This window comes from Blautia hominis, assembly GCA_002270465.1.
Classification (GTDB): domain Bacteria; phylum Bacillota; class Clostridia; order Lachnospirales; family Lachnospiraceae; genus Blautia; species Blautia hominis.
Window position 1 is genome coordinate 926,740 of record NQOF01000001.1, and the last position, 22,705, is coordinate 949,444.

The following is a 22,705-nucleotide window of genomic DNA, read 5'->3' on the forward strand; positions in this document are numbered from 1 at the left end:
TTTTTATCAAAAATTGTTAGTCAAAATGCACTTCTGCGGCGAATTTTGCCTTCTCGTCTATAAGAGCCTTATAGCCATCCTCCTGCCTGTGCCCTTTCAGCTCATCCATATATTCCATGTAATCACATAAATATACATAGACGGTGGAGACATCGTAATTTTTCACCGGTACGGTATTGACATCACCTGAAATAACCTCCATGGCTCTGCCCTGGGCATCCAGGATCACAGGAAAATAATCTGCCCGTTTTGTCTCATCTTCATATAACTCGTTTACAGTCAGCTCAAAGGGTGTCTTCACTACAGACGCAATACCTGCGCCCTCTTCATTCATCTGGTTCACTTCTGCGGTCTGTATTTTGGAATGGTCCGCTTTAATATCCAGCTCAAACTGCCAGGAGCCATCCATCCACCAGTTTTCATGGCTGTTTGGGAAGCTGTTCCATCCACCCTCATTTTCCGCTTCTGTCATGACCTGTTCCCACTCTTCATCTGACATGGCTTCCAGTTCTTCGTCAGTGTATCCGGTGTCAAAGACGTCCGGTTCTGCCAGTTGTCCTATGATCTGGCTGATATCCAGATTCAGGGTGAACTGTTCCGGGATCTCTAATTTTGTGCTGTATTGTTTCAATACCTCCGCATCAACCATGAATACTTCCCCGGCAGCTTCCGCTTCGGCCTGTTTTTTCTCCAGCTCTGTGGCATCCGTATTTTTCATATTCAGGTCTATGCGCATAACCCCTGTGTAGGTATTGTCATCCAGAAATTCGCCTTCCAGATAAACCAGATCCTTCTGTTCCTGAGGGTTAAAACTGTAATTTTCTGTTGTCTGTATGCAGATGGAAGGCTGCCCGGACTCATTTTTTAAGGTATCCTGAAAGGCTTCCTCTGATTCGATCAGCACAGACAGATACAGAGCGGAACCGCTGCAGTAGCTTTCTGACATGGTAACCGTGGTACCGTCCACTGTTTTTGTAAAGGCGCCTTCGGCCTGGCCCTCCTGTCCGCCGCCGTCCTGATCTTCTGCTGTTTTAGACTCCAGAGGTTCGGCATAGTCTTTATAATTTTCTCCGTATGACAATTTTCCTTCCATCCGTTCAAAAATGTGACCGATCAGGGGCAGATTGGATGCCCACACCGGATTTTGATAACATGCACCCAGAAATACGGCCATTGCAGCAGCCGCGGCTGTACAGCCCATTGCTGTCCTTTTTAAACGTCCTGTTTTGCGTTTTGCCTTTCTATTCATACTGACGATCTCTGCGCCGGCCAAAGCCTTCTCCCCTGTATGCTCTGCCCTTTGTTCTATCAGCTTCAAACTCTCCTCGAATCTGTCGTGAAACTCCTTTGAAGGTTTCGGTGCCTCATCCTTCCATTTTCCCTGTTCTAACATAATGCTTCCTCCTTATCACCAAGACTTTTCCTGAGCTGATTTCTTCCCCTGTACAGACGTGTTTTTACGGTATTTTCTTTAATTCCCAGCATCTGGGCGATCTCCGCGATGGAGAAGCCTTCTATATAGAATAATGTCACCGCAATGCGAAGGTCCTCCGGCAGATCTTTGATGGCTGTATAAAGGTCTGTATATAATTTATCTTCGTTTCCCGGCTCCCTCTCCACATACTCTTCGTAAGGAACCAGACGTTTCTTTTTCCTCTGAATCTGATAGCACTCATGGATCAGGATACGTGTCAGCCAGGTTTTGAAATATTTCTCTTCCTTTAACGTATCTAATTTTTCAAAAGCCTTCAGAAGCGCCTCCTGAACTGCATCCGCACTGTCCGCATCGTTTCTCAGAATAGACATGGCTACATGATACAGCGTAGTTTCCGCTTCCCTGACGGCTTGTATAAACTTCTGCTGCTGCATGGGTTCCTCCTTTTTGTGTACCGGAAAGGGCCTTCTCCCCGGTTCTAAAAACGTGAGCTCCGTTTTTGTAAACAATAGACAGAAGCAATAAGTTCTGTAAAATCTCTATTGTTATTAATTAGATACCTGGCATGATAAAAAGGTTCTTAAAAAATTATTATAAATGATATTCCTGTCCGGAGGCAATAAGAGAGATCACATCCTGCAAAATTTCGACCCGGTGACAGAGCTGCTGCATCCATATACCCCAAAAAGCACCTGCGGCCCAGGTCGATTCCGGGCGGCAGGTGCCGTTTCAGACAACACGCAACGCTATTCTCTTGTATTTTTCTCTACTACACGAACGATCTCATCGGCTTCCTCCCTGCTTTCTGCCTCTGCGAGAATGAAAAGTCCCCTGGAGGAAAGCTGCTGCATTGCAGGCTCTATTTCCTCCGGTTTCAAAAGCAGCACAAGGCCCTTCCCTTTTTCCTGAATCTTTTTGAGCTGATCCATAAAGGTAAGGGGAGACGGCTGTCCCACAACACTGGTCCACTGGATCATCCCCAGTTCTTCAATGGAGAGCAGGGTATCCAGATGCCGGATCTGTTCCATGCCGTCAAAATGGTACAGCGGATAATCAAGAAATCTGCTCTGTGCTTCCAGCTCCGGCCTGGTATATCTCTCATAAATGTCATTGGAAAACATAACAGAAATATCGCACTGCATCTGCCCATGGAACCCGGGTGCCCAGGTGCGCAGCCATCCTATGGTGCTGCCTCCCTGATCACATTCTTTTACTATCTTATATGTCTCCTCCAAACCGGCCTCCCACATACCTTGTATCCTGGTGAGACAATCCCTGATCGTATCCTCATCCTCCGTCAGAAAATCCACCAACAGCTCCTGGGAACCTCTCAGCGCGGCCAGTACATCCAGGTTCCCTGCCAGGTCCGGCATGGAAACCATATATTCCCCCCTGCATTCCCGGCAGAAATACCGGGCATGTTCCAGTGTCTTCTGAAATAAAAAGCTCTGTCTGTCAAACAGGATCTTTTCGGGCATCAGCTCATCACGCATAAAGGGGGTGAACCATATGGTACTTGGCTCATAGCTCCATTTCATATTCTTTACAAACCCGGCATGGCCTGCAGGACCCAGGTTCAGCGAAACCAGCGGAAAGGCATCCCCCGCATAATATGTATGTTCCATGTGCCTCCGGTTTCTTTTCAGGACTATCTCCGGGTCTGTCCAGTATTTCATCCGGTCCTCATCCGAGGCGGGAAAAGCATCAATGGCCTCTTTTTCCGCCTGTTCTTCATATACTACACTGACACAGCATCGATCCAGTATCTCATGATCCCAGAGAGCTGTCATACGCTCTTTTATCCTGTCAAAATCCACTCTCATATAAACTGCCCCCTATTCTTTCTCTGCATTATATTTTTCCATGGCCTCCTGGAACTTTGACGCTGCTTTTTCAGGCGTCGTTATCATTCCGAATAAGTCCTGACAGGTATCAAGATGTACCTGTCCCACTGCCGGAGGCAGATATTGATCGTACCAGAGCTGTGTGGCGGGACCTGCACTGCCGTTCCCGCCGCATCCCGACAACGCAAACACAGCGGACATTACCGCCAGACCTGCTGCCATAACAAAATGCCTTTTCATCTTTTTCTTCCTCCTTGTAGTTTTTCCCTGAATTTATAAGTATATTATTGCATTCACTTGGGTACTTCACAAGATAGGAAGCCGACAACAATCAGGACTTTTCCGACATATCCTGATTTTGTCTTCTTGTCTGGGTAGGGGAAAGGCAGAACCGTTTTTTATAAACCCTGGCAAAATAAGACGGGTCCTCGAATCCCGCTGCCTCTGCCACTTCGCTGACGGTTCGCCCGGTATTCATCAGAAGTGTCCTGGCATGCTTCAGGCGCAGTTCCGTCAGATATTCTATAGGAGACATCCCGCACTCCTCCCTAAAGATCCGTTCCAGCTGTCTGGGGGAAATGGTAACGCTTTTTGCTATATCCGTAACTTTTATGGCTGTATTTAAGTTAGAGCGGATATAATGAATAGCGCTGGCCAGTATTTTCATTCTGTCAGACATATGCTGTTTAGTCCTGTAGTTATTTGCAATATAGGAAATCAGCGTCTTAAATCCATATTTCACCGGCACATAATACTGCCCCCTGGCATCTCTGAGCTGTCCTATGAGAAAATCCGTGAGCTGTTCCACCACTTTCACGGTATCTTCCGCCAGCGTAACGCGATAAGGATAAGAAAGATGGGGCAGCCATTCCGGCTGGATGATAAACATGTAATCAAAACCTTCCACAAAACGCAGTTCTTCATTCTCACCAAACAACATACGGGGGTCGTACATGAGATTTATGATCTTAAGCTCATCATTGTTTCTAAAACCGTGTTTCACATCCCCTTTGATGACAAAGACATCTCCTCTGCTCAGGGGGTAAACCTGCTGCTCCACCAAATGTTCCCCTGACCCGGAGACTACGATCACGATCTCGTCAAATTCATGGGTATGTTCCATAAAATCTTGGTTCACAGTTACCCGCTCCACGTACAGACTGTAATCCTGAAAGGTCCGGTACTCCTGTTTGAAATATTCTGCTTTTTGTATAAACATTGACACCTCCTGTATCAGCCTTGGTCCGCTCACAATTGCAAGCTAAGATCCATGTATATTAGTCTTTGACTATGGGATTGCCGTTACCCTATGATGTTTATCTTATATCTTCCTATACAAAAATGGCAAGCAGTTGAATCAATTTACCGCTTGATTTTTTATTTACTTTGACACAGGAAGGTGTTAAGATAATAAGCAAGTTAATAAGTAAGTTAGTAAGCAAGTTAGTAAGCAAGTTAATAAGCAAGTTAATTCTGGGAGAAAAGTATATGAAAAGCCATCAACCACCATTCTCAATCACTAACACAATGCTGATATATGTATCTTCTATTTCAGAGAAACTGGGAAAAATCAGTATGCAGCAGACAATGGAATCACGCCCCTATCTGAGACGGAATAACAGAATCAAATCCATACATTCCTCTTTGAAAATAGAAGCAAACTCCTTGTCTCTCAGACAGGTCAGGGATGTTATTGACGGCCACCTGGTCTTGGGAGAGCAGAAGGAAATACAGGAAGTAAAAAATGCATATGCCGCTTATGAAAAATTACCGAAAATCAATCCCTATAGCCTGGAAGATTTGAAAAATGTACATGGGATCATGACAAAATATACCGTAGATGAATCCGGTGTGTTCCGCATGGGCGAAGAAGGCGTATTCAATGGTGAGAACTGTATCTTCATTGCACCTCCGGCAAAATTTGTTCCGGAACTCATGAAGGAGCTATTTGACTGGATGAAACGAGAGCAGACATCTGTACATCCCTTAATTTTATCTTCAGTCTTTCACTATGAGTTTGTGTTTATTCATCCATTTTCTGATGGAAATGGCAAAATGGCACGTTTGTGGCATACAGCACTTCTTTCCAGATGGAAACCTGTATTTGAGTATATACCCATCGAAAGCCAGATTGAAAAATTCCAGGACGGCTACTATCGGGCAATTTCCCAGTGCCATTCAGAGGGAACCTCCAATACATTCATTGAATTCATGTTAAAACAAATTGATATGATATTGGATGATATTTCAAATCAGATATCAGAGGAAAATCCGCAGATAACGGAATATGTAAAGAAACTCTTATCTGTAATGGATCTTGATAGGGCATATGCTGCAACAGACATTATGAATAAATTAGGACTAAAATCAAAAGAAACATTTCGCAAGAATTATCTAAATCCGGCACTGGATCTAAATTTGGTTGAAATGACAATTCCGGATAAGCCCAAGAGCAGAAATCAAAAGTATATTCGGACATAAGTAGTAAAAAGGCAGGCATATTCCCAATGAATACGCCTGCCTTTTTACTACTTAATTATATCCATCCACTTCTCTCCTGCGGAAAATGATAAATCCAATGGCTGAAACTCCCATTAAAATAGGATAAAACAGATACGGCATGATCGCGATAGGCGTAAGCCCGGACAGACTGGCAGCGGCCAGAAGCTGGGCGCCGTAGGGAATCATTCCCTGACCCACGGAGGCAAAAATATCCAGTAAGGATGCGCTCCTCTTGGGGCTTACCTTGAATTCTTCGCTGATCTCTTTTGCAATGGGTCCGGCCATAACGATAGCCACCGTATTGTTGGCTGTACAGCAATCCACCAGCAGCGCCAGAACAGAGATTCCGAACTCCCCGCCCCGCTCGCCGCTTATCCGTTTCTTGATCACATGCAGGATATATTCGATACCTCCGTGTTCCTTCACCAGCGCCACAATGGCTGCTACAATAATGGAGATCACTGTGATGTCATACATACCTGTGATGCCGTCGCCCATCTTCTGAAACATTTCGCTGGCAGCAAACGCGCCTGTGCCTACCCCCACAATAAGGGACAGCACGGTACCTGTGATCAGTACAATGAACACATTAATACCAATGAGCGCCCCGATCAGGACCACCAGGTAGGGGATCACCTTTATGATCTGAAACTTCAGATCACCATCCATACTCCCTGCATTTCCCCGGGCTATGAAGAAGAAGATCACTGCCGTGATAATGGCTGCTGGCAAGACAATGAAAAAGTTTTCCCTAAATTTGTCCTTCATCTCACAACCCTGTGTCCTCACTGCCGCGATGGTGGTATCGGAAATCATGGACAGATTATCTCCAAACATGGCTCCGCACACAATAGCTCCCATACAGATAGGAAGGGGAATACCTGTTTTTTCGGCAATCCCCACCCCGATGGGGGCCATAGCGGTAATGGTACCCACACTGGTTCCCATGGAGATGGAAATGAAACAGCCGATCACAAACAACCCTACCACAGCAATAGAGGACGGCATTATGGAAAGCCCCAGATTGACTGTGCTCTCCACCCCGCCGGCCGCTTTGATGGAGCCGGAAAAGGCCCCGGCTGCCAGGAAGATCAGGCACATGGTGACAATATTCTCCTCACCGATCCCCTTGGAAATGATTGCCACCTTCTCCTGGAATCCTACTTTACGGTTCTGGAAAAATGCCACAGTAAGGGCAATCAAAAATCCCACAATGGCCGGCATAGTATAAAAGTCATGGAACAGGATACCTGCCCCAATGAAAATGATCAAAAATACCCCAATGGGCAAAAGCGCTATGGGATTCCCCCTCTTTTGTTCCTTCATGTAAAAACCTCCGTTTCCATCCACGCTTTTCATAGAAAACGAACGGATTCCTCTCCGCCCGCCACTGCCGTTGCACTTATTTTGGGGTGATTCCTCTCTCCGCCTATAGAGGCGGGAGAATCCTCACTTTTCTTGTCAAACGTTAATCTCTGCTGTCATCCCCAGAATATCTTTATTTTCATCCAGCACAGGTTGCACTACATTTTTCAAAAATGCCTCCACCTGTACCTGGGCACGTCCTGTATAGCGGGAAGGCTCCATGGTCTTCTGCAGGTCTTCCAGACTCATATTGAATGCCGGGTCCGCAGCGATCAGCTCCAGAAGGTTATTCTCTTTTCCTTCCACCTTCACATTCTTTCCTGCCTCCATGGACAGCTCACGGATCCTCTCATGCAGCTCCTGGCGGTCTCCGCCTGCTTTTACAGCATCCATCATAATATTCTCTGTAGCCATGAACGGCAGTTCGCTTCTCAGACGTTTTTCGATCACTTTCGGGTATACGACAAGGCCGTCCACCACATTCAGGCACAGATCCAGGATACCGTCAATAGCCAGAAATCCTTCCGGAACAGAGAGGCGTTTGTTAGCGGAGTCATCCAGAGTCCTCTCAAACCACTGGGTAGCGGAAGTGATCGCCGGATTGAGGGCATCTACCATTACGAAACGTGACAGGGAAGCAATACGCTCGCTTCTCATGGGGTTTCTCTTGTAAGCCATGGCTGAGGAACCGATCTGGCTCTTCTCAAATGGTTCTTCCACTTCTTTTAAATGCTGCAGGAGTCTGATATCATTGGAGAACTTATGGGCACTGGCTGCAATGCCTGCCAGCACATTCAGCACTCTGGTATCCACTTTCCTGGAGTATGTCTGTCCTGATACAGGGTAACATTTTTTGAATCCCATCTTCTCTGCGATCATGGGGTCAATCTTGTCAATGGTCTCCTGGTCTCCGTCAAACAGTTCCAGGAAGCTGGCCTGTGTACCTGTTGTACCTTTGGAGCCGAGAAGCTTCATGGTGCTTATCACATAATCCAGATCTTCCAGATCCATCATGAATTCCTGCATCCACAGGGTTGCCCTCTTGCCAACCGTGGTAGGCTGTGCGGGCTGGAAATGTGTGAATGCCAGGGTTGGGAGCGCTTTATGCTCATCCGCAAATTTAGCAAGCTCTGCGATGACGTTGATCAGTTTTTTCTTGACCAGTTTCAGGGCTTCTGTCATTACGATGATATCCGTGTTGTCGCCCACATAACAGGAGGTTGCACCCAGATGGATGATTCCTTTTGCCTTGGGACACTGTACCCCATATGCATATACGTGGGACATAACATCGTGACGGACCTGTTTTTCCCTCTCTTTTGCCACATCATAGTTGATGTCATCCACATGGGCTTTCAGCTCGTCGATCTGTTCCTGGGTGATATTTAATCCCAGCTCTTTCTCTGTCTCTGCCAAAGCGATCCACAGTCTTCTCCATGTGCGGAACTTCATATCCGGGGAGAAAATATACTGCATTTCCTTGCTGGCGTAACGCTCGGATAACGGACTTTGATATCTGTCTGTACTCATTTAAAATCTCCTTTTCCATTTACAATTATAAAAAGGGCACCGCGAGGCGCCTTCCGAGCCGGAAGGTGTCCCGGGCACCCCTCTGATCAAGCCAGGCCCAGACGTTTGAAAACTTCGTTGTATGCCTCTTCTACATTGCCCATATCTCTTCTGAAACGGTCTTTGTCCAGCTTCTCGTTTGTTTCCACATCCCACAAACGGCAGGTATCCGGTGAAATCTCATCAGCCAGGATGATGGTTCCGTCTGCTAATTTACCGAATTCGATCTTGAAGTCAATTAACTTCATTCCTGCGTTCAGGAAATATTTCATTAAAAATTCGTTGATCTTTCTTGTATAAGATTTAATGGTGTCGATCTCTTCCTGTGTAGCCAGTCCTAATGCCAGCGCATAGTCATCGTTGATGAAGGGGTCGCCCAGGTCATCATCTTTGTAGCTGAACTCTAAGATTGGGCAGAGAAGCTGTTTTCCTTCTTCCACTCCCATTCTCTTGGAGAAGCTTCCTGCAGCAACGTTACGAACAATTACCTCTAAAGGAACGATGCTCACTTTTTTCACGGCTGTCTCGCGGTCACTCAGTTCTTCTACGAAGTGAGTCGGCACGCCTTCCTTTTCCAGCTGCTGGAAAACATAGTTTGTCATGCGGTTGTTGATAGCACCCTTGCCTACGATTGTGCCTTTTTTCTCGCCGTTGAATGCAGTTGCATCATCTTTGTAATCTACGATCACTACGCCGTCTACATCTGTTGCAAATACTTTCTTTGCTTTTCCTTCATAAAGCTGTTCTAACTTCTTCACCTTCGTACACCTGTCCTTTTTCCATAATATTGATTTCTCGCAACTGCCTGATACCTTCACAGCTGCGATTCCTCTCTCACTGAGAAACGTTATGATACACAAGGAATTATATAACATCGGTTTTCAAAACACAAGCCTAAAATCCGGTGCTTCTATGGTATTCTTTTGTGTATTTTTCCAAAACAGCCCCCATATCTTCCTGTTTCTCCCGGGGAACGCTGACTTTTCTCTCATCCATCTCCTTTTGGATCTCCCTGCAGGTATCCAGATCGGCTCCCATTTTGGCACATTCTCCCTGCCACTGGGCTTCCTCCATGAGCATCCTGCAGGTACACAGATAATGTTTCAGAACCAGTTTGGTATGAAGACTTTCATATGCTTTTTCAAAGCAGGCCTTTGCCTCATCCATCTGGAAGAGATGCAGATAGGCGCAGCCCATATTGTGGTAGATCTCTCCCTCATACTGTCCGCCCAGACCGCCGGTATCCACACTTCTGAGTGCATCCTCATAGATGTGGATGGCATTGACATACATCCGGTTCTCAACCAGATAGTCGCCTTTTTTCTTCTTGCGTGCCACATCGGGAAGCTGCTCCAACACTACAAGCTCCTCGTTCAGCTTCTTGAACTGCTCATGGGTCAGATAATTGATCTCCCTGAATATAGCCAGGATAAAGTCCCCTGCACCGCGCTCCTCCTCCAGGATACGGTACAGCTTTTGATAGAGTTTTAAAAGGCCCAGCTCATTTTTTATCCAGTCACAGAGATGTTCATTGATCATGGTCTCATCCAGCAGATAGATGTTGTGGTAGAGATAATAACATAATTCTTCTATACTGTAGATATTTGTGCTGATGTTCTCAATATAAAACGGAAGGGAAGCCCGCTTTATCTGACATAATATGTATCCGCTCATCTGTTTCCTCCTACCACGTTGCTCTCTCGGTCCACATCAGACCGCTTGAGGGGAACATTTCCCCAAATCCCAGGTCCTGTACCAGAATGATGCAGGTATCCGCAGATTCATACATGACGTGTACCCTGAGTCTTGTGGTCCTGTCAGGCCTCTTTGGAAGTCCCGGCAGTTTCATGCAGTAATGTCTGACTTCACCGCCGTCCATGGGTTTTACCATAAATTCCAGGTCCTCCCTGCCATCCAAAAGCAGCTCAAACTCATGCTCTGTCTCATACCAGTTTCTTCCCGCCTCAGCAACCGTGTAATTCTTTTTTGCTCCCTGGATCAGCATTTCCATACTCACATGATTCTGCACCAGGGCATTTCCCACGTACAGGTATGTGCCCAGAAGCTTCTCCTCCGTCCGCTCCCTGGCCGCATAGCAGGCACCTTTCACATACATGTTATTCCCATAATATACATGGCGCTGATTCTTGCACAAGAGCGGTACACTTCTCACTGCCCAGTCTTTTGAAAAACCGTCGCCCACCAGGTAGATTCCCCCATATGTGTCATTTCCGCAGGAGTCTGCGATCAGCTGGTAAAAATCCACATCCTTCTGGTCCGGATCTTCCGGCAGGGTTATGGTCTTGCCATGCTCCACCGTGACCAGCATGGGTTTCTTCTGGCTGTCAACCACCATGCGGGAAAAGGAGACTTTCCCCTTTTCAAAGGTGAAAAGTCCTGTCATCCTGTTCCAGTTATCCATTCTTTTGCTCATCACATAGTAATAGAAGCTCTCCTCATAATCCTGCAGAAGCACCTGTCCAGAAGTAAACTTCAGACGGCTGCAAACTCTCTGCAGCTTGCGCACCAGCACCCGGTTCAGATCCGGAACCGTGATCATCAGTGTCTTGATCTGTCTTGCAGGCTCTGCCACGCCCAGAACAGACAGGCAGCCTTTTAAATATATCTCCAGCAGCTCCTCCGGTCTGTACCAGCCGCCGTCAATCTGGGCCGGTTCCCCCTGCGCCCAGATTTCCAGCAGATTGTCCACCGGGATTTCCCCCTCATGCATGGAGAAATAATCTGCCTCCATGCCAAAATGCCACACCTCAGTCCTGGGCCTTTTGGAAAGTCTGGTTGAGAATGTATACTGATTGCTCCCTGTCTTCACGGAGAGAGAGACAGGCTCTTTTTCTTTTCTGTCATAATAGCAGATCTGGGAGAATTCCTTTCCCAGTTCCAGGCCCGCGATAATATTTCTTGTCTCATTCATGCCCTTGTCTGCCTCCTTATTCTATCAGTTCAAAGAGAGAGGATACCCATTCTTCCTGCTGCCTGTACTGTCCAAGCAGTTCCATAAGCTCCTGTTCTCTTCCCTGCTGTCTTGCCGCCAGCATACGGTTGATCATCTGGTATTTTGTGGTCCCATCCAGTTTTGCTGTGGGAACGGTTAACTTTTTCTTCTCCGTCTCATGGGTCTCTCCCTTTTGTGCAACAGTAAAATAATACTCCAGCACTTCCCCGTAAAACAGGATAAATTCTTTATTATAGATACCCTGATACAGGTTTTTCAGGGGTTCGCTTTTGAAATCTCCCGGCTCCCGGTCTGCCTGCAGCATACGGTAGTGGATCGTCACATCCGCCCTGGGGCTTGCCTGGCACTGGGCAAATACTTTGTCCTCCAGCTGCATACTCTGCAGAAGAGTCCTGGGCAGCTCCTGGAAAAAGGCGAATTTAAGCCCGGTTCTTCCGCATACGGATAAGATGGAGCGGGCTGTCGAAAGCCTGCTTTCCTCCCACTTGTTTTCCCCTGCGTAATATTTGAGAAGAGCCAGGTCGCAGATAATGTCATACTCCCATCCCTTTTTCCTCACATGCTCCAAGGAACGGAAAATAAACGGCTCCGCCTCTTTTCCCCCCACAAAATACTGGAAGGAGACAAAGGTCAGATAGGCCAGTATCACCTGCTCCTTGCCGCTTAATTTCACATAATCTTTCAGGACCGCGGCATCCCCGGGGTGGTAAAGCCTAGTGAACATGCTGTATGTCAGAATATCTTCCTCCAGCTCGTAGGCTTCTATGGAAAATCCCATGGAGCGCTCCCACACCCGGATCATCTCATCCACGGGGCCTTCATAGTATTTGGTCAGATATTCGAGGACCACCTCATCATAGGTATTTTCCTTAAATATATGGTGAGCCAAAAGAAGCAGTTCTTCCTCGTACTCAAATTCCAGGTTAAGTATCATGCGGCTGCACAGCCTGAGCAGGTCCCTGGGATCGATCTCCTCGTAACCATACTCGCACAGCAGGTCATAGGCCCCCACATACATTCCCTGTTTCACCAAAATGGTGATGAGCAGGCTCTTGTTGACCTTTGCAAAGCTGTGGAAGTCCATTTCCCGAAGATAGTCTTTCAGATTATCGTTGTCCATGTGCTCCTCATAGTAAAGAAGCAGGCGCTTGCGCACTCTCTGTCTGTAATCCTCAGAAAAACAATCCTCCCCGGAAACATCCTGGATACAGGAGATATTATCTCTGGTTATGGGGTTCTCATGATTCAGCTCTCCGCAGGTATAGAGAAGAAGTCCCGGTGTCCTGATACCCTCCGCTAAAAGCTGCCGTGCCAGCTCCTTTCTCTCCAGAAGCGGCTGGATATTGTAATCTATGGTCTGGATATAGCGCCTCTGCCTGTCATCCTCAAAAACGATCCTGGCATCCGGGGTATAAATGGACACATAAGCCACCTTATCCGTACAGGTATAAACCTGTTCTTCCCGAAATGCCGCATGACGGACGATCACCCGACGTATTTTAGGGTCATCACAGAAAAGCCTGTGGGTAAAAAGCACTTTCGCAAGCGCCCTCTTAACCGCAGGATCATGGGAATTCAGGCAGAATTCCTGGTACACCACCGCAAAATCCTCATTCATCCGGCCTTCCTTCAGTTTCTCACAGGCAAACTGTTCCATGCTGCTTTTATAGCTCAAATAAGTAGTTTTATCCACTTCCTTGTTGCGTATCACATTGCTGTAAACAAATGCCTTTTTTGCATCGCTCAGGGTATTGTTATAACTGAAATACATGCGTATCATACGAGGCAGCATCTTCTGGTAATTGCGGCTCATAGTCTCAATATAGTACTCATACAGCCTTGTGATCTTCAGCTCTTTTTCCACTGCCAGCTCATACCAGCGGAAATATTCCTTTTTTCTGGGATTGCCCTTCATGATCAGCATACAGATAGAGCGCACCACGGCTGTTGAGGGATATTTTTCATAGATGTATTCCAGGATCTCATAGACCTTCTGGCTGTATTCCTTCATCTGGCCTGCCAGGTCTGTGGCGCGGAAAGCCATCTCCTCTGTCATGATGTGATGACGCATGGCAAAGAGCAGCACCTGAATGGTAAAAGGACTGATCCTGCGCAGCAGTGCACCGTCGGCTGCCGCTATCCGGCAGGCTTCCAGATACAAAAATGGACTTCTGCAGCCGGTTCTGTACTGTTCCTCCAGCAGATAGATTTTCTTGGACTGGGTACGCACCTGCTCAGAGTCTGTTTTCAGCAGAATGTACAGAAGAAGGAAACTATCCTCCCTGCGCTGGTAAAGCTGGTGGAGACGCACCACCATCTTCTCCCGGATCTCCTGGCTGCAGCCCAGCACATCTTCCAGATAGAGATAGACGCCCTCCAGTTCCTCCTCAGCCTCAATCCGGCTGTTGTCCTTCAGCTTGTCAAGCGCTTCCCTCGCTTTGCCGTCCTCCCCGCATTCATGGTAGAACCACACTTCAAACAACTGGTGCTCCGTGGTATAGTGCCCTGTCTCCTTGAGTTCTGCTAAAAGACCCAGGGTTTTACTCTCCCACTGGCTCTTAGACAGCTTCTCCAGGCTGTGATCCAGATAATCTCTTAAAAGCTCCAGTTTCTTTTTCTTCTCATAGGCAGTGACATTTACCTGGATCTTCCCGCTCTTGGAGGCCATGACCTCATATACAAGGGTCTGGTAAACGGTTTTGATACAGATCCTTCCGTAGTTCCTTCCGTGCCCCAGATTCTCCCTGCGGATAATGTACTGCAGCTCATAGACACTGCCGATAAAATCCTCGTCGCGGATGGACTTTTTCTCCACCTCCAGGAAGTCGCCCTCCACACTCACAGCGGCCTTCAGATACCCCCATCCGCTCCTGCGTACCCGGACTGTATCCATGAGGGAACTCTGCACTTCATAGATCTCCAGTTTTTCCTGTTCCAGATGGAGCTTTACAGGCTCTTTTTTGCCTGTTCCGATGAGGAATTCCTCCAGATGCTGCCATGTCACAGGGTTCTTCGCCATGGCATAATAATAAGGCAGCACCTCCTGGTCCTCCTTCAAAAGTTCCGGGAAAGAGTCATCCAAAAACAGGTGGTAAGCCTCTTTAAAGTCCTTTTTCGCCAGCTCTGCAAAGGCATCCAAATCCTTAATAGAGCCTGCAGAGGTCTTGATCCTGCAGGGTTCCACCCGGATGGCAAAAGGAATCCTGTACTCTCCGATGCTGGTGCTTAAAACCAGCTCTCCTTCAAAGGAATCCCCCGGATTCAGGCCTTTTACATCTGCTCCGTAGGGAATCTCTATCTTCTCCCCGGTAAAACGCTCTTTTCCCAGAAGAAAACGACGGTGGGAAGAATAGGCGATCCCCTTAATGCGGCTCCCGTTCTCTGCTGCTATCATCAGCTCTCCCCTGATATTTTCCCCTGCCTTTGTACTTTCCCTGATCTCTTCCCTGGACAACAAAAGGCCGGGAACCTCGTATTCAAATCTTCCATTTATCAGTTGTTCTATTCTTCTCTTCAATGTATTTTACCCCGTTATCTATTCTGTTTCCATCCACGCACAATACCATGCCGGCTTCGGCATGGGCAGCAAATACGATCAAAATGGCATTTCCCACAAAGTGTGACGCACATCTTGCCGATAGCAATTTTCAAGTTACGGTTCACAGGCCAATGTTTCGGGAAGTATTTTCCCAAAGGGATGCTGCACAATGCGTACATTTTCAAACACACTCTGGCAGGTAACCGATTATTATGTTGAACTATTTATTATATCCCGCTATAATGTGGGTAAGTATATATTTTTTTCAGGCCAAGTCCTGAATAGTACAATTATACACTACAAATGCAAGGGGTGCAACCTCTGCTGCCCCTCCTAAAACTCTATAAATATGAAAATTCACGGAAACGGAGGCATACTTATGCTGAAACATAAAGACCACTTCCACGGCAGCGACCTGGAAAAAATCGAAGAGATCTATGGTATCAAAAAGGAAGACATCACCAGTTTTTCCGCCAATGTAAATCCTCTTGGCATCTCTCCCCTTTTAAGGGAGACACTGGCAAGCCATGTGGACGCCATCACCACCTACCCGGACAGGGACTACGCAAAACTGCGCAAAAGCATCTGCGCCTATACCGGTGCCCAGTTTGAGAACATTATTGTGGGCAACGGCTCCACAGAGCTGATCTCCCTGTTCATCCAGACCACCCACCCGGAAAAAGCACTGATCCTGGGTCCCACCTACTCAGAATACGAGAGGGAAATCGCACTGGAAGGCGGACATACCCTCTATTATCCTCTGAAGGAGGAGAACAACTTCCAGATGGATGTAAACGACCTGTGCAGCCAGATGAAAGACGGCCTGGACCTGCTGGTACTATGTAATCCCAACAATCCCACCGCCTCCGCCATCTCCAGAAAAGACATGCGGAAGATCCTGGATGCTGCCCTGCAGTACGGCATAGCTGTCATGGTGGATGAGACCTATGCGGAATTCGCCCCGGATGACTTAAAAGTATCCTCTATTCCTCTGACCAACAATTACAATAACCTGATCGTATTAAGAGGGATATCCAAATTTTTCGCAGCCCCCGGGCTGAGACTGGGCTATGCTGTAACGGGAAATCCGGACTTATTAAAATACATCAATACAAAAAAGAACCCCTGGACCATCAACAGCCTGGCCGAGATCGCCGGCTGCATCATGTTCTCAGACAAGGATTATATAGAAAAGACCCGCACCCTCATCACCACAGAGCGGGAGCGGCTGCTTTCACTTTTGTCCGCATGGGATACTGTGAAGGTCTATCCCTCCTGCACGAACTTTATTCTTTTGAAAATATTGAAGGAGGATGTCACTTCAGATATGCTGTTTGACTGTTGTATAAGAAAGGGGCTTATGATTCGTGACTGTTCCACGTTTCCGTTCTTGGATTCTTCCTATGTGAGGTTCTGTGTGATGAGTCCGGAGAAAAATGATGAGCTGATTGGGGCTTTCAAGGAATTGTTGTAAGGAGATGGGGGAACGGACGGGATGCGTGTCATACGCATATCCTTTATAATATTTCCTATACTTCCCATTTGACCCGTTATCGTATGGGATTTCCATTCGCTGCTGATCATGGTGCAGATGTGCTTTCCCTTCATGCTTACGGATAAGGACAGTGATATGCATATGTGCAAACATTGTAAAAAAGCCTTTGTCGCAAGAAGGAAGGGAAATGAATTTTGCAGCCAGAAGTGTAAGAACCAGTTTAATGTTTACAAATCAAAGGAAAAGAAAAAGGGGAACAAAAGCGATGATTGAAAACAGAAATGTAAATATCATAACTGATGCAGACGGTAAAAAGTTGGTCTTGATTAACGATATCCGTTTCAAGGGCAAACGCCAAATTGACTGGGATGATGTAAAGCAGTATCTTGAAGGATATGTCGGAGACTATTACGAGATTGAGGAAAATGCGGAGCGTATTTATATTGGTAGTGAACTGCCTGAAGAATACACGGAATCAGAGAGCAGGAAAAGCCTTATGGGTGCAAATGCAAAGGCGAAGGCAAACGCCGCCACTGCGATACCAGAACTGATACAGATAGCATCTAATCCGGCTTTTGAAGAAAACCACAAGGAAAAACACAATAAAAATGCGAAATACGGCTGGTATCGGTATGATATCCGCTTTGCCCTTCCCATCTATGAGGGGAATGTGCTTGTCAGATACAATATCTTTCATGCCCGACTTCTGATTAACCATGCCGAAAATGGCAGGAAATATTTGTATGATATTTTGGCAATAAAAAAAGAAACGAGCAAGCCGTAGCAAGATGTACGGTGAAAACCCATTTCTTATTGTCAATAATAAGCCATTTCTTCCGTCCTGTCAATCCCCCATTTTGAATTTTTCAAAATTAGACATTGGCATTTTTAGTGCAATGAGGGAACTTTGTTCCCCCTTAACCACTTCATAGCATGAGGCGCAGATGATGTCAAGACCGCCGCAGAATACAACCGCCTTTTCTTGTGCTAAACTGTTTACAGATACGAATAAAAGGATTATCACCTTCTTCCTTTACCACAACATCTGCAAGTTTCCATTCACCACAAATGAGCCAGCACCGGCCCTCTCCCATCACCTTCCGTCCGCCTTATCCCCTCCTCATCTCTTTAATTCCGCAGCCAACTGCCTCACTGTCTTGCCAAGGATGGGATGGATTTTCCAAGGAGCGATCTCCGCCAGTGGAATCAGCACAAAATCCCGCAGATGCATTTCCACATGTGGCACGTTCAGCTCTTCTGTATCTATGATCTCATCATCAAATAACAGCAGATCCAGGTCCAGTGTTCGCGGTCCCCAGTGTACCAGCCGTTCTCTTTTGGCTGCCTGCTCAATCTCATGCATCCGCTCCAAAAGTTGAAACGGATCGTACAACGTCCGCATACTGAGGCAGGCGTTCAAAAAGTCATCCTGCTCTACGCCGCCATAGGGCTCGGTCACCAGATACTCTGATACCTTCAGAACTTGACAACCTTCCGTCTTGTCCAGTTCCTCCACCGCCATATCCAGATATGCCTTCTTGTCTCCCAGATTGGAACCAAGGGCAATATAGGCGGTATGCCATCCCCTGGTTATCTTCACGGATACGGTTTTCAGCGGAAGTCCCACAGGGGCCCAGGGTTTTTTGATCTCCAGGGTGACTGCTTCCAGATGGGCGATGCTTCTGAGCATCTCCTCTGCCAGATGCTCCGCTGCAGCTTCAAGAAGCTTAAAGGTGTGCTTCTGCATGTAAGAAGTGATAAAATGGCTCACAGCACCATAGTCAATGGATGCTGCCAGTTCATCGGTTCTGCCTGCACGCAGTGTATTTGTGTACAGTATGGCGGATACCATGAATTTCTGGCCCAGTTTATTTTCCTCTGGGAACACACCGTGGTTTGCAAATATCTCCAAATCTTCTATGGTGATTTTATCGTATCTTTCCGGATTCATATGTTTATATTCCCTTTCTCTCCCGCAGAATTGCCTGTGTCATGCGTATGGCGCGCAGGTTTTCTTTCACATCGTGGACTCGGACAAAGGCAGCACCTTTCTCTACGCCCATGACAGTGGTAACCAGTGTTCCCTCCACCCTTTGGTCGGCAGGCAGGTCCAGGGTATTGCCGATCACGGATTTTCTGGAGGTTGCCAGAAGAACGGGATACCCCATCTCCCGCAGCATTTCCAGATGGTGGATCGCAGCCAGATTATGTTCATAGTTCTTTCCAAACCCTACGCCCGGGTCCAGGATGATGCTGTCATCTGCCACACCGGCCTCTTTTGCGATAGCGGCGCACTCTCTTAAATCCCGGCACATATCCTGCATGAAATCCGTGTACTCTGCCTTCTCTCTGTTATGCATCAGACAGCAGGGGACCTGATACCGGGCCGTCAGCTCTGCCACTTTTCTGTCGTATTTGAAGCCCCAAATGTCATTTACCATATCAGCGCCTGCTTTTAAGGCAGCTTCCACTACCTGGCTTTTATAGCTGTCAATGGATACGGGAATATCAAAATTCTGTTTCAGCATCTCTATGACGGGTACCACCCGGTCGATTTCCTCCTGCACGGTTATCTGCCGGTGTCCCGGACGCGTGGACTCTCCGCCCACGTCAACAATGGCAGCCCCCTCTGCGATCATGTCTGCTGCGTGCTGTTTTGCCCGCTCCATATCATTCCACTTTCCGCCGTCTGAAAAGGAGTCCGGGGTCACATTTAAAATTCCCATAATATAGCAGTCATGTTCCGTGTTAAAGATTCTGTTTCCGATCTTCATTTCTTCTTGTCTCCTTTTTCGTTACTGTCACAGGCTGCTGTCCCTGGGCACGGAGTGGACAGTAACCTTTTTTTCCTGTATTTCTGTTTGCTTCTATAAAAATTTTGCTGGTCTCTGTTTACAGAACTGCGTCTTTTGCAGTTTGTGTATCATAACGCTCACACAGTCAGCCGCATATTTTTCTTTTCCATACTCCAGTTACACTCCGCCTCTGCCGGGCAGGAAAAGCAGCACCGGGACCTTTTGTCCGCGCGGTAAAGAATCCCGGCCAGATCCTTTCCGCTCTTCACTGAAACGTCTCTATGGCCTCCGATGGCCTCAAGGATCTCCTCTGTCTCCCTGTCTGAAAAGCCGCACGCGCTGAGGATAGGGGCTGCAATCTTCACTCCGCCTTCATGGTGTGGAACCCCCTCTGTATACTGCAGGCCTCTTCCGATATCATGCAGAAGCGCTGCCGCATATATGATCTCTTTTGAGATCCCAAGACTCAGTTCCAAATCTTCAATATATGCAAGCCTTGCCGTATCCAGCAAATGCTGGACGTCATGTCCGCAGAAAATCCGTTCTTTCTCCAAATCTTCAATATTATGTAAACTCTTTTGATAATCCGGGTGATTCCAGATCCGATTCACCCGGGTCATATCCTCTTTGTTATCTGTCACTTTTTTGTTCCCTTCTGCCTGGAATGAATTTTCAAACACACTTCAGGACCGCTGAACTTTTCCTGCAAAGGAAATGAATAATTACTATTCACGGCTGCTATCCCGCCAGGTGTTTTTATGCGCTTGCGCATGAAAATCCCGAGACAGCCAGCGCGATATGGGGCTGAATGCTCCATATCTGTGCATCGCGAAGCGTGTTCCTGTTTACAGAACTGCATTCTTTGCAGGGCTGTGAATCGTAACAATGAACAGCCTCTGTCAGCAGTCCAGCATTCTATAGAAGGAATTCTGCAGGCTTTCATTGTTGTCAAAGATACCTCTGGTTACTACAGATACGGTTCTGGTTCCCGGTTTTTTAATTCCCCGCATGGTCATGCACATATGCTCTGCCTGTATCAGCACCATCACGCCCTTGGGCTTCAGTTCTTCCATAAAGGCGTCCGCGATCTGGGCTGTCAGTCTCTCCTGAAGCTGGAATCTCTTGGCAAAGACCTCCACGGTCCTGGCGATCTTGCTAAGTCCCACTACTTCCCCGTTGGGAATATAGGCAATGGCTGCATTCCCGTAGAAAGGCAGCATGTGATGCTCACAGAAGGAATAAAAATGAATATCCTTTTCCATCACCATGTCATTGTTGTCCACATGAAAACGCTTCTTCAGATGCGCTGCTGCATCATCCGAATATCCGGCAGCCAGTTCCTCATACATGCGGGCAATCCTGTCCGGTGTCTCCAAAAGTCCCTCTCTGTTTATATCCTCCCCAATCCCTTCCAGAATCAGGCGTACTCCCTCTTTTATCTTATCCTGGTTCATGTTTTATTCTCCCTCCATGGACTGTACTTCCCGGTCAAGCTCCCCTAAAAAGGACAGAGAGCCAAACGCTGCGATCACGTCATCTTTTTGTGCATTTTTCATACTTTTTTCCACGGCTTCCCGTATGCTGCCTGCTGCCTCCACGCTGGGGTTTACCTTTTCCACAGCTTCTTTTAACTTCACGGCAGAAAGTGCCCTGGGATTACCCGGTGTCTCTATAGTGATAATATGCTTTGCAAGGGGTGCCGTCATCTCGATCACACTCTGATAATCCTTGTCCGCGAAAACGCCCATAATAAAGTGCAGGTTTTTCCCCTGAAAATAGGTCTCCAGGGAATCCTTCAACACCTTGGCCGCGGCCGGATTGTGGGCACCGTCTATGACTACCACCGGATTTTTGTGGATGACAGAAAAGCGTCCTCTCCAGAAGGCCGCCTTCATGCCTTTTCGGACCTGCTCCTCTGTCAGGGAATACCCCAGTTTCCGCAGCGCCTCCACAGCCTCCAGAGCCAGGGCTGCATTTGTTACCTGGTATGTGCCCGCCAGGGTGATCTCCACATCTTTCCAATTCTTATATGTAAAAGTCTGTTTCTCATAACCGTAATGTACATCCTGAAAAGCATCCGGGTCCACGACCGACAGCTTACAGTCCTTTTCACGGCATACCCGCTTGATCACCTCTGCCGCTTTTTGGTCCTGTTCCGCGCTCACCGCCCATGTGTGAGGCTTGATGATCCCCGCTTTATTCTCCGCGATTTCCTGAAGTGTACCGCCCAGAAATTCCATGTGGTCCATACCTATGGAGGAAATCATCTCCATCACTGTGGTCTTCACCACATTGGTGGCATCCAGCGTTCCTCCAAGTCCGGTCTCCAGCACTACTATATCACATTTCTGCTCCTTAAAATACAAAAAGGACAGGGCAGTCTCCACCTCAAACACAGTCGGGTTCCCTTTATTCTCCGCCTCCATAGCATCCACGGCCTTTTTGACCACCGTCACCAGGGCAGCCAGGGATTCCCTGTCTATCATCACCCCATCCACCTGAATCCGTTCCCGGTAAGCATATAGGGTCGGAGATATGTACCGGCCCGTCCGAAAGCCCGCTCCGGAAAGGATTGTAGACATATATGAGAGTGCTGACCCCTTTCCATTGGTACCGGAAATGTGGATAAACTTCAGATCATCCTGGGGATTACCAAGCCGTCCAAGCAGCTCTCTCATGTTATCCAGACCAAGTACACTTCCGTATTTGGACACTTCGTCCAAATATACTCTTGCTTCTTCGTAATTCATGTTTCTCCTATCCGAGGCGGCCCTCTTTTCTGTCCGTCTCTTTATCGTTCCCATTATATTACTTTTCCCTTGTGTATTCAAGAAATGTTTTAAATACAAAACACTGCATAAAGAGGCACAGACTTTATTCCATCCATAAACCCAAAATTCCTGGATGAAATTCTGATACTATAAGCGGGTTTATACTTTCCTTTATAGACCATCAGGCTTTTGGCCTTTACATGATCTCCGGCTTTGCACTCTACCGGGATCACATGGTCATCACGAATGATCAGAAAATCCACCTCTGCCGAACCGTCAGATTCCCAATAATATAATTCATAACTATTTGTTCGTAAAGCACATGCTGCATAATTCTCTGCAAAGATCCCCCTGAAGTGTTCGCTCTCCGTCATTTTTTCCAATGAATAAACGTGTTATTTAACATTATTCTTAAAA

20 protein-coding genes are annotated in these 22,705 nt (G+C 47.2%); 3 read left to right on the top strand and 17 right to left on the bottom strand.

What is annotated here, in order from left to right; genetic code table 11:
• Window positions 1-16: 16 nt before the first annotated feature.
• The 5 genes from CI595_RS04235 to CI595_RS04255 form a co-directional block, all read right to left on the bottom strand.
• Window positions 17-1,393: a DUF4179 domain-containing protein gene (locus CI595_RS04235; protein WP_095172040.1), complete on the bottom strand. Its 1,377-nt coding sequence runs from the start codon at window positions 1,391-1,393 to the stop codon at window positions 17-19.
• Window positions 1,387-1,869, bottom strand: a complete 483-nt coding sequence (locus CI595_RS04240) for an RNA polymerase sigma factor (protein WP_095172043.1) — start codon at window positions 1,867-1,869, stop codon at window positions 1,387-1,389. The genes CI595_RS04235 and CI595_RS04240 overlap by 7 nt, the downstream gene beginning before the upstream one ends.
• A 312-nt stretch (window positions 1,870-2,181) precedes the next feature.
• On the bottom strand, window positions 2,182-3,258 hold the full coding sequence (locus CI595_RS04245; protein WP_095172045.1) for a hypothetical protein: 1,077 nt from the start codon (window positions 3,256-3,258) through the stop codon (window positions 2,182-2,184).
• Between the two features lie 12 nt (window positions 3,259-3,270).
• Entirely contained in the window at window positions 3,271-3,519 is a 249-nt protein-coding gene (locus CI595_RS04250; RefSeq protein ID WP_095172048.1) for a hypothetical protein, read from the bottom strand.
• A gap of 91 nt (window positions 3,520-3,610) precedes the next feature.
• Window positions 3,611-4,498, bottom strand: a complete 888-nt coding sequence (locus CI595_RS04255) for a helix-turn-helix domain-containing protein (protein ID WP_095172050.1) — start codon at window positions 4,496-4,498, stop codon at window positions 3,611-3,613.
• 167 nt (window positions 4,499-4,665) lie between these two features.
• On the opposite strand from CI595_RS04255, the gene CI595_RS04260 reads away from it, so the two are divergent.
• The gene (locus CI595_RS04260; protein ID WP_243135094.1) at window positions 4,666-5,760 is read left to right on the top strand and encodes a Fic family protein; all 1,095 of its coding nucleotides are present in this window, start codon (window positions 4,666-4,668) and stop codon (window positions 5,758-5,760) included.
• 51 nt (window positions 5,761-5,811) lie between these two features.
• Here CI595_RS04260 and CI595_RS04265 read toward each other — a convergent pair whose 3' ends face one another.
• The 6 genes from CI595_RS04265 to CI595_RS04290 form a co-directional block, all read right to left on the bottom strand.
• A complete protein-coding gene (locus CI595_RS04265) occupies window positions 5,812-7,107 on the bottom strand; it encodes a Na+/H+ antiporter NhaC family protein (protein ID WP_095172381.1) in 1,296 nt (431 codons plus the stop codon).
• A gap of 135 nt (window positions 7,108-7,242) precedes the next feature.
• A complete protein-coding gene (gene purB, locus CI595_RS04270) occupies window positions 7,243-8,676 on the bottom strand; it encodes an adenylosuccinate lyase (protein WP_095172054.1) in 1,434 nt (477 codons plus the stop codon).
• An 86-nt stretch (window positions 8,677-8,762) separates the two neighbouring features.
• Entirely contained in the window at window positions 8,763-9,473 is a 711-nt protein-coding gene (gene purC / locus CI595_RS04275) for a phosphoribosylaminoimidazolesuccinocarboxamide synthase (RefSeq protein ID WP_095172382.1), read from the bottom strand.
• Window positions 9,474-9,609: 136 nt separating this feature from the next.
• The gene (locus tag CI595_RS04280; protein WP_095172056.1) at window positions 9,610-10,389 is read right to left on the bottom strand and encodes a tetratricopeptide repeat protein; all 780 of its coding nucleotides are present in this window, start codon (window positions 10,387-10,389) and stop codon (window positions 9,610-9,612) included.
• A 10-nt stretch (window positions 10,390-10,399) separates the two neighbouring features.
• Window positions 10,400-11,647: a DUF5716 family protein gene (locus CI595_RS04285; RefSeq protein ID WP_095172057.1), complete on the bottom strand. Its 1,248-nt coding sequence runs from the start codon at window positions 11,645-11,647 to the stop codon at window positions 10,400-10,402.
• A 16-nt stretch (window positions 11,648-11,663) separates the two neighbouring features.
• Entirely contained in the window at window positions 11,664-15,206 is a 3,543-nt protein-coding gene (locus CI595_RS04290) for a DUF5717 family protein (RefSeq protein ID WP_187143996.1), read from the bottom strand.
• Between the two features lie 400 nt (window positions 15,207-15,606).
• On the opposite strand from CI595_RS04290, the gene CI595_RS04295 reads away from it, so the two are divergent.
• Both CI595_RS04295 and CI595_RS04305 read left to right on the top strand, forming a co-directional pair.
• Window positions 15,607-16,701 (top strand): pyridoxal phosphate-dependent aminotransferase, encoded by a 1,095-nt coding sequence (locus CI595_RS04295; protein WP_095172058.1) that lies wholly within the window; start codon window positions 15,607-15,609, stop codon window positions 16,699-16,701.
• Window positions 16,702-16,987: 286 nt separating this feature from the next.
• Entirely contained in the window at window positions 16,988-17,506 is a 519-nt protein-coding gene (locus CI595_RS04305) for a hypothetical protein (RefSeq protein WP_095172059.1), read from the top strand.
• Window positions 17,507-17,842: 336 nt separating this feature from the next.
• Here the strand turns inward: CI595_RS04305 and folK are convergent, their stop codons facing one another.
• The 6 genes from folK to CI595_RS04335 form a co-directional block, all read right to left on the bottom strand.
• Entirely contained in the window at window positions 17,843-18,673 is an 831-nt protein-coding gene (gene folK / locus CI595_RS04310) for a 2-amino-4-hydroxy-6-hydroxymethyldihydropteridine diphosphokinase (protein ID WP_095172060.1), read from the bottom strand.
• Window positions 18,674-18,677: 4 nt separating this feature from the next.
• Entirely contained in the window at window positions 18,678-19,496 is an 819-nt protein-coding gene (folP, locus tag CI595_RS04315; protein WP_095172061.1) for a dihydropteroate synthase, read from the bottom strand.
• Between the two features lie 158 nt (window positions 19,497-19,654).
• Window positions 19,655-20,158, bottom strand: a complete 504-nt coding sequence (locus CI595_RS04320; RefSeq protein ID WP_330397240.1) for an HD domain-containing protein — start codon at window positions 20,156-20,158, stop codon at window positions 19,655-19,657.
• 258 nt (window positions 20,159-20,416) lie between these two features.
• A complete protein-coding gene (gene folE / locus CI595_RS04325; protein WP_095172062.1) occupies window positions 20,417-20,971 on the bottom strand; it encodes a GTP cyclohydrolase I FolE in 555 nt (184 codons plus the stop codon).
• 3 nt (window positions 20,972-20,974) lie between these two features.
• Window positions 20,975-22,267 (bottom strand): bifunctional folylpolyglutamate synthase/dihydrofolate synthase, encoded by a 1,293-nt coding sequence (locus CI595_RS04330; protein WP_095172063.1) that lies wholly within the window; start codon window positions 22,265-22,267, stop codon window positions 20,975-20,977.
• A gap of 89 nt (window positions 22,268-22,356) precedes the next feature.
• Window positions 22,357-22,662, bottom strand: a complete 306-nt coding sequence (locus tag CI595_RS04335) for a DUF4143 domain-containing protein (RefSeq protein ID WP_095172064.1) — start codon at window positions 22,660-22,662, stop codon at window positions 22,357-22,359.
• Window positions 22,663-22,705: the final 43 nt, after the last annotated feature.

Coding starts and splice junctions, on each gene's coding strand:
- CI595_RS04235 (WP_095172040.1), bottom strand. CDS start 1,393: ATGTTAGAACAGGGAAAATGGAAGGATGAGGCACCGAAACCTTCAAAG.
- CI595_RS04240 (WP_095172043.1), bottom strand. CDS start 1,869: ATGCAGCAGCAGAAGTTTATACAAGCCGTCAGGGAAGCGGAAACTACG.
- CI595_RS04245 (WP_095172045.1), bottom strand. CDS start 3,258: ATGAGAGTGGATTTTGACAGGATAAAAGAGCGTATGACAGCTCTCTGG.
- CI595_RS04250 (WP_095172048.1), bottom strand. CDS start 3,519: ATGAAAAGGCATTTTGTTATGGCAGCAGGTCTGGCGGTAATGTCCGCT.
- CI595_RS04255 (WP_095172050.1), bottom strand. CDS start 4,498: ATGTTTATACAAAAAGCAGAATATTTCAAACAGGAGTACCGGACCTTT.
- CI595_RS04265 (WP_095172381.1), bottom strand. CDS start 7,107: ATGAAGGAACAAAAGAGGGGGAATCCCATAGCGCTTTTGCCCATTGGG.
- purB (WP_095172054.1), bottom strand. CDS start 8,676: ATGAGTACAGACAGATATCAAAGTCCGTTATCCGAGCGTTACGCCAGC.
- CI595_RS04280 (WP_095172056.1), bottom strand. CDS start 10,389: ATGAGCGGATACATATTATGTCAGATAAAGCGGGCTTCCCTTCCGTTT.
- CI595_RS04285 (WP_095172057.1), bottom strand. CDS start 11,647: ATGAATGAGACAAGAAATATTATCGCGGGCCTGGAACTGGGAAAGGAA.
- CI595_RS04295 (WP_095172058.1), top strand. CDS start 15,607: ATGCTGAAACATAAAGACCACTTCCACGGCAGCGACCTGGAAAAAATC.
- CI595_RS04305 (WP_095172059.1), top strand. CDS start 16,988: ATGATTGAAAACAGAAATGTAAATATCATAACTGATGCAGACGGTAAA.
- folK (WP_095172060.1), bottom strand. CDS start 18,673: ATGAATCCGGAAAGATACGATAAAATCACCATAGAAGATTTGGAGATA.
- folP (WP_095172061.1), bottom strand. CDS start 19,496: ATGAAGATCGGAAACAGAATCTTTAACACGGAACATGACTGCTATATT.
- folE (WP_095172062.1), bottom strand. CDS start 20,971: ATGAACCAGGATAAGATAAAAGAGGGAGTACGCCTGATTCTGGAAGGG.
- CI595_RS04330 (WP_095172063.1), bottom strand. CDS start 22,267: ATGAATTACGAAGAAGCAAGAGTATATTTGGACGAAGTGTCCAAATAC.
- CI595_RS04335 (WP_095172064.1), bottom strand. CDS start 22,662: ATGACGGAGAGCGAACACTTCAGGGGGATCTTTGCAGAGAATTATGCA.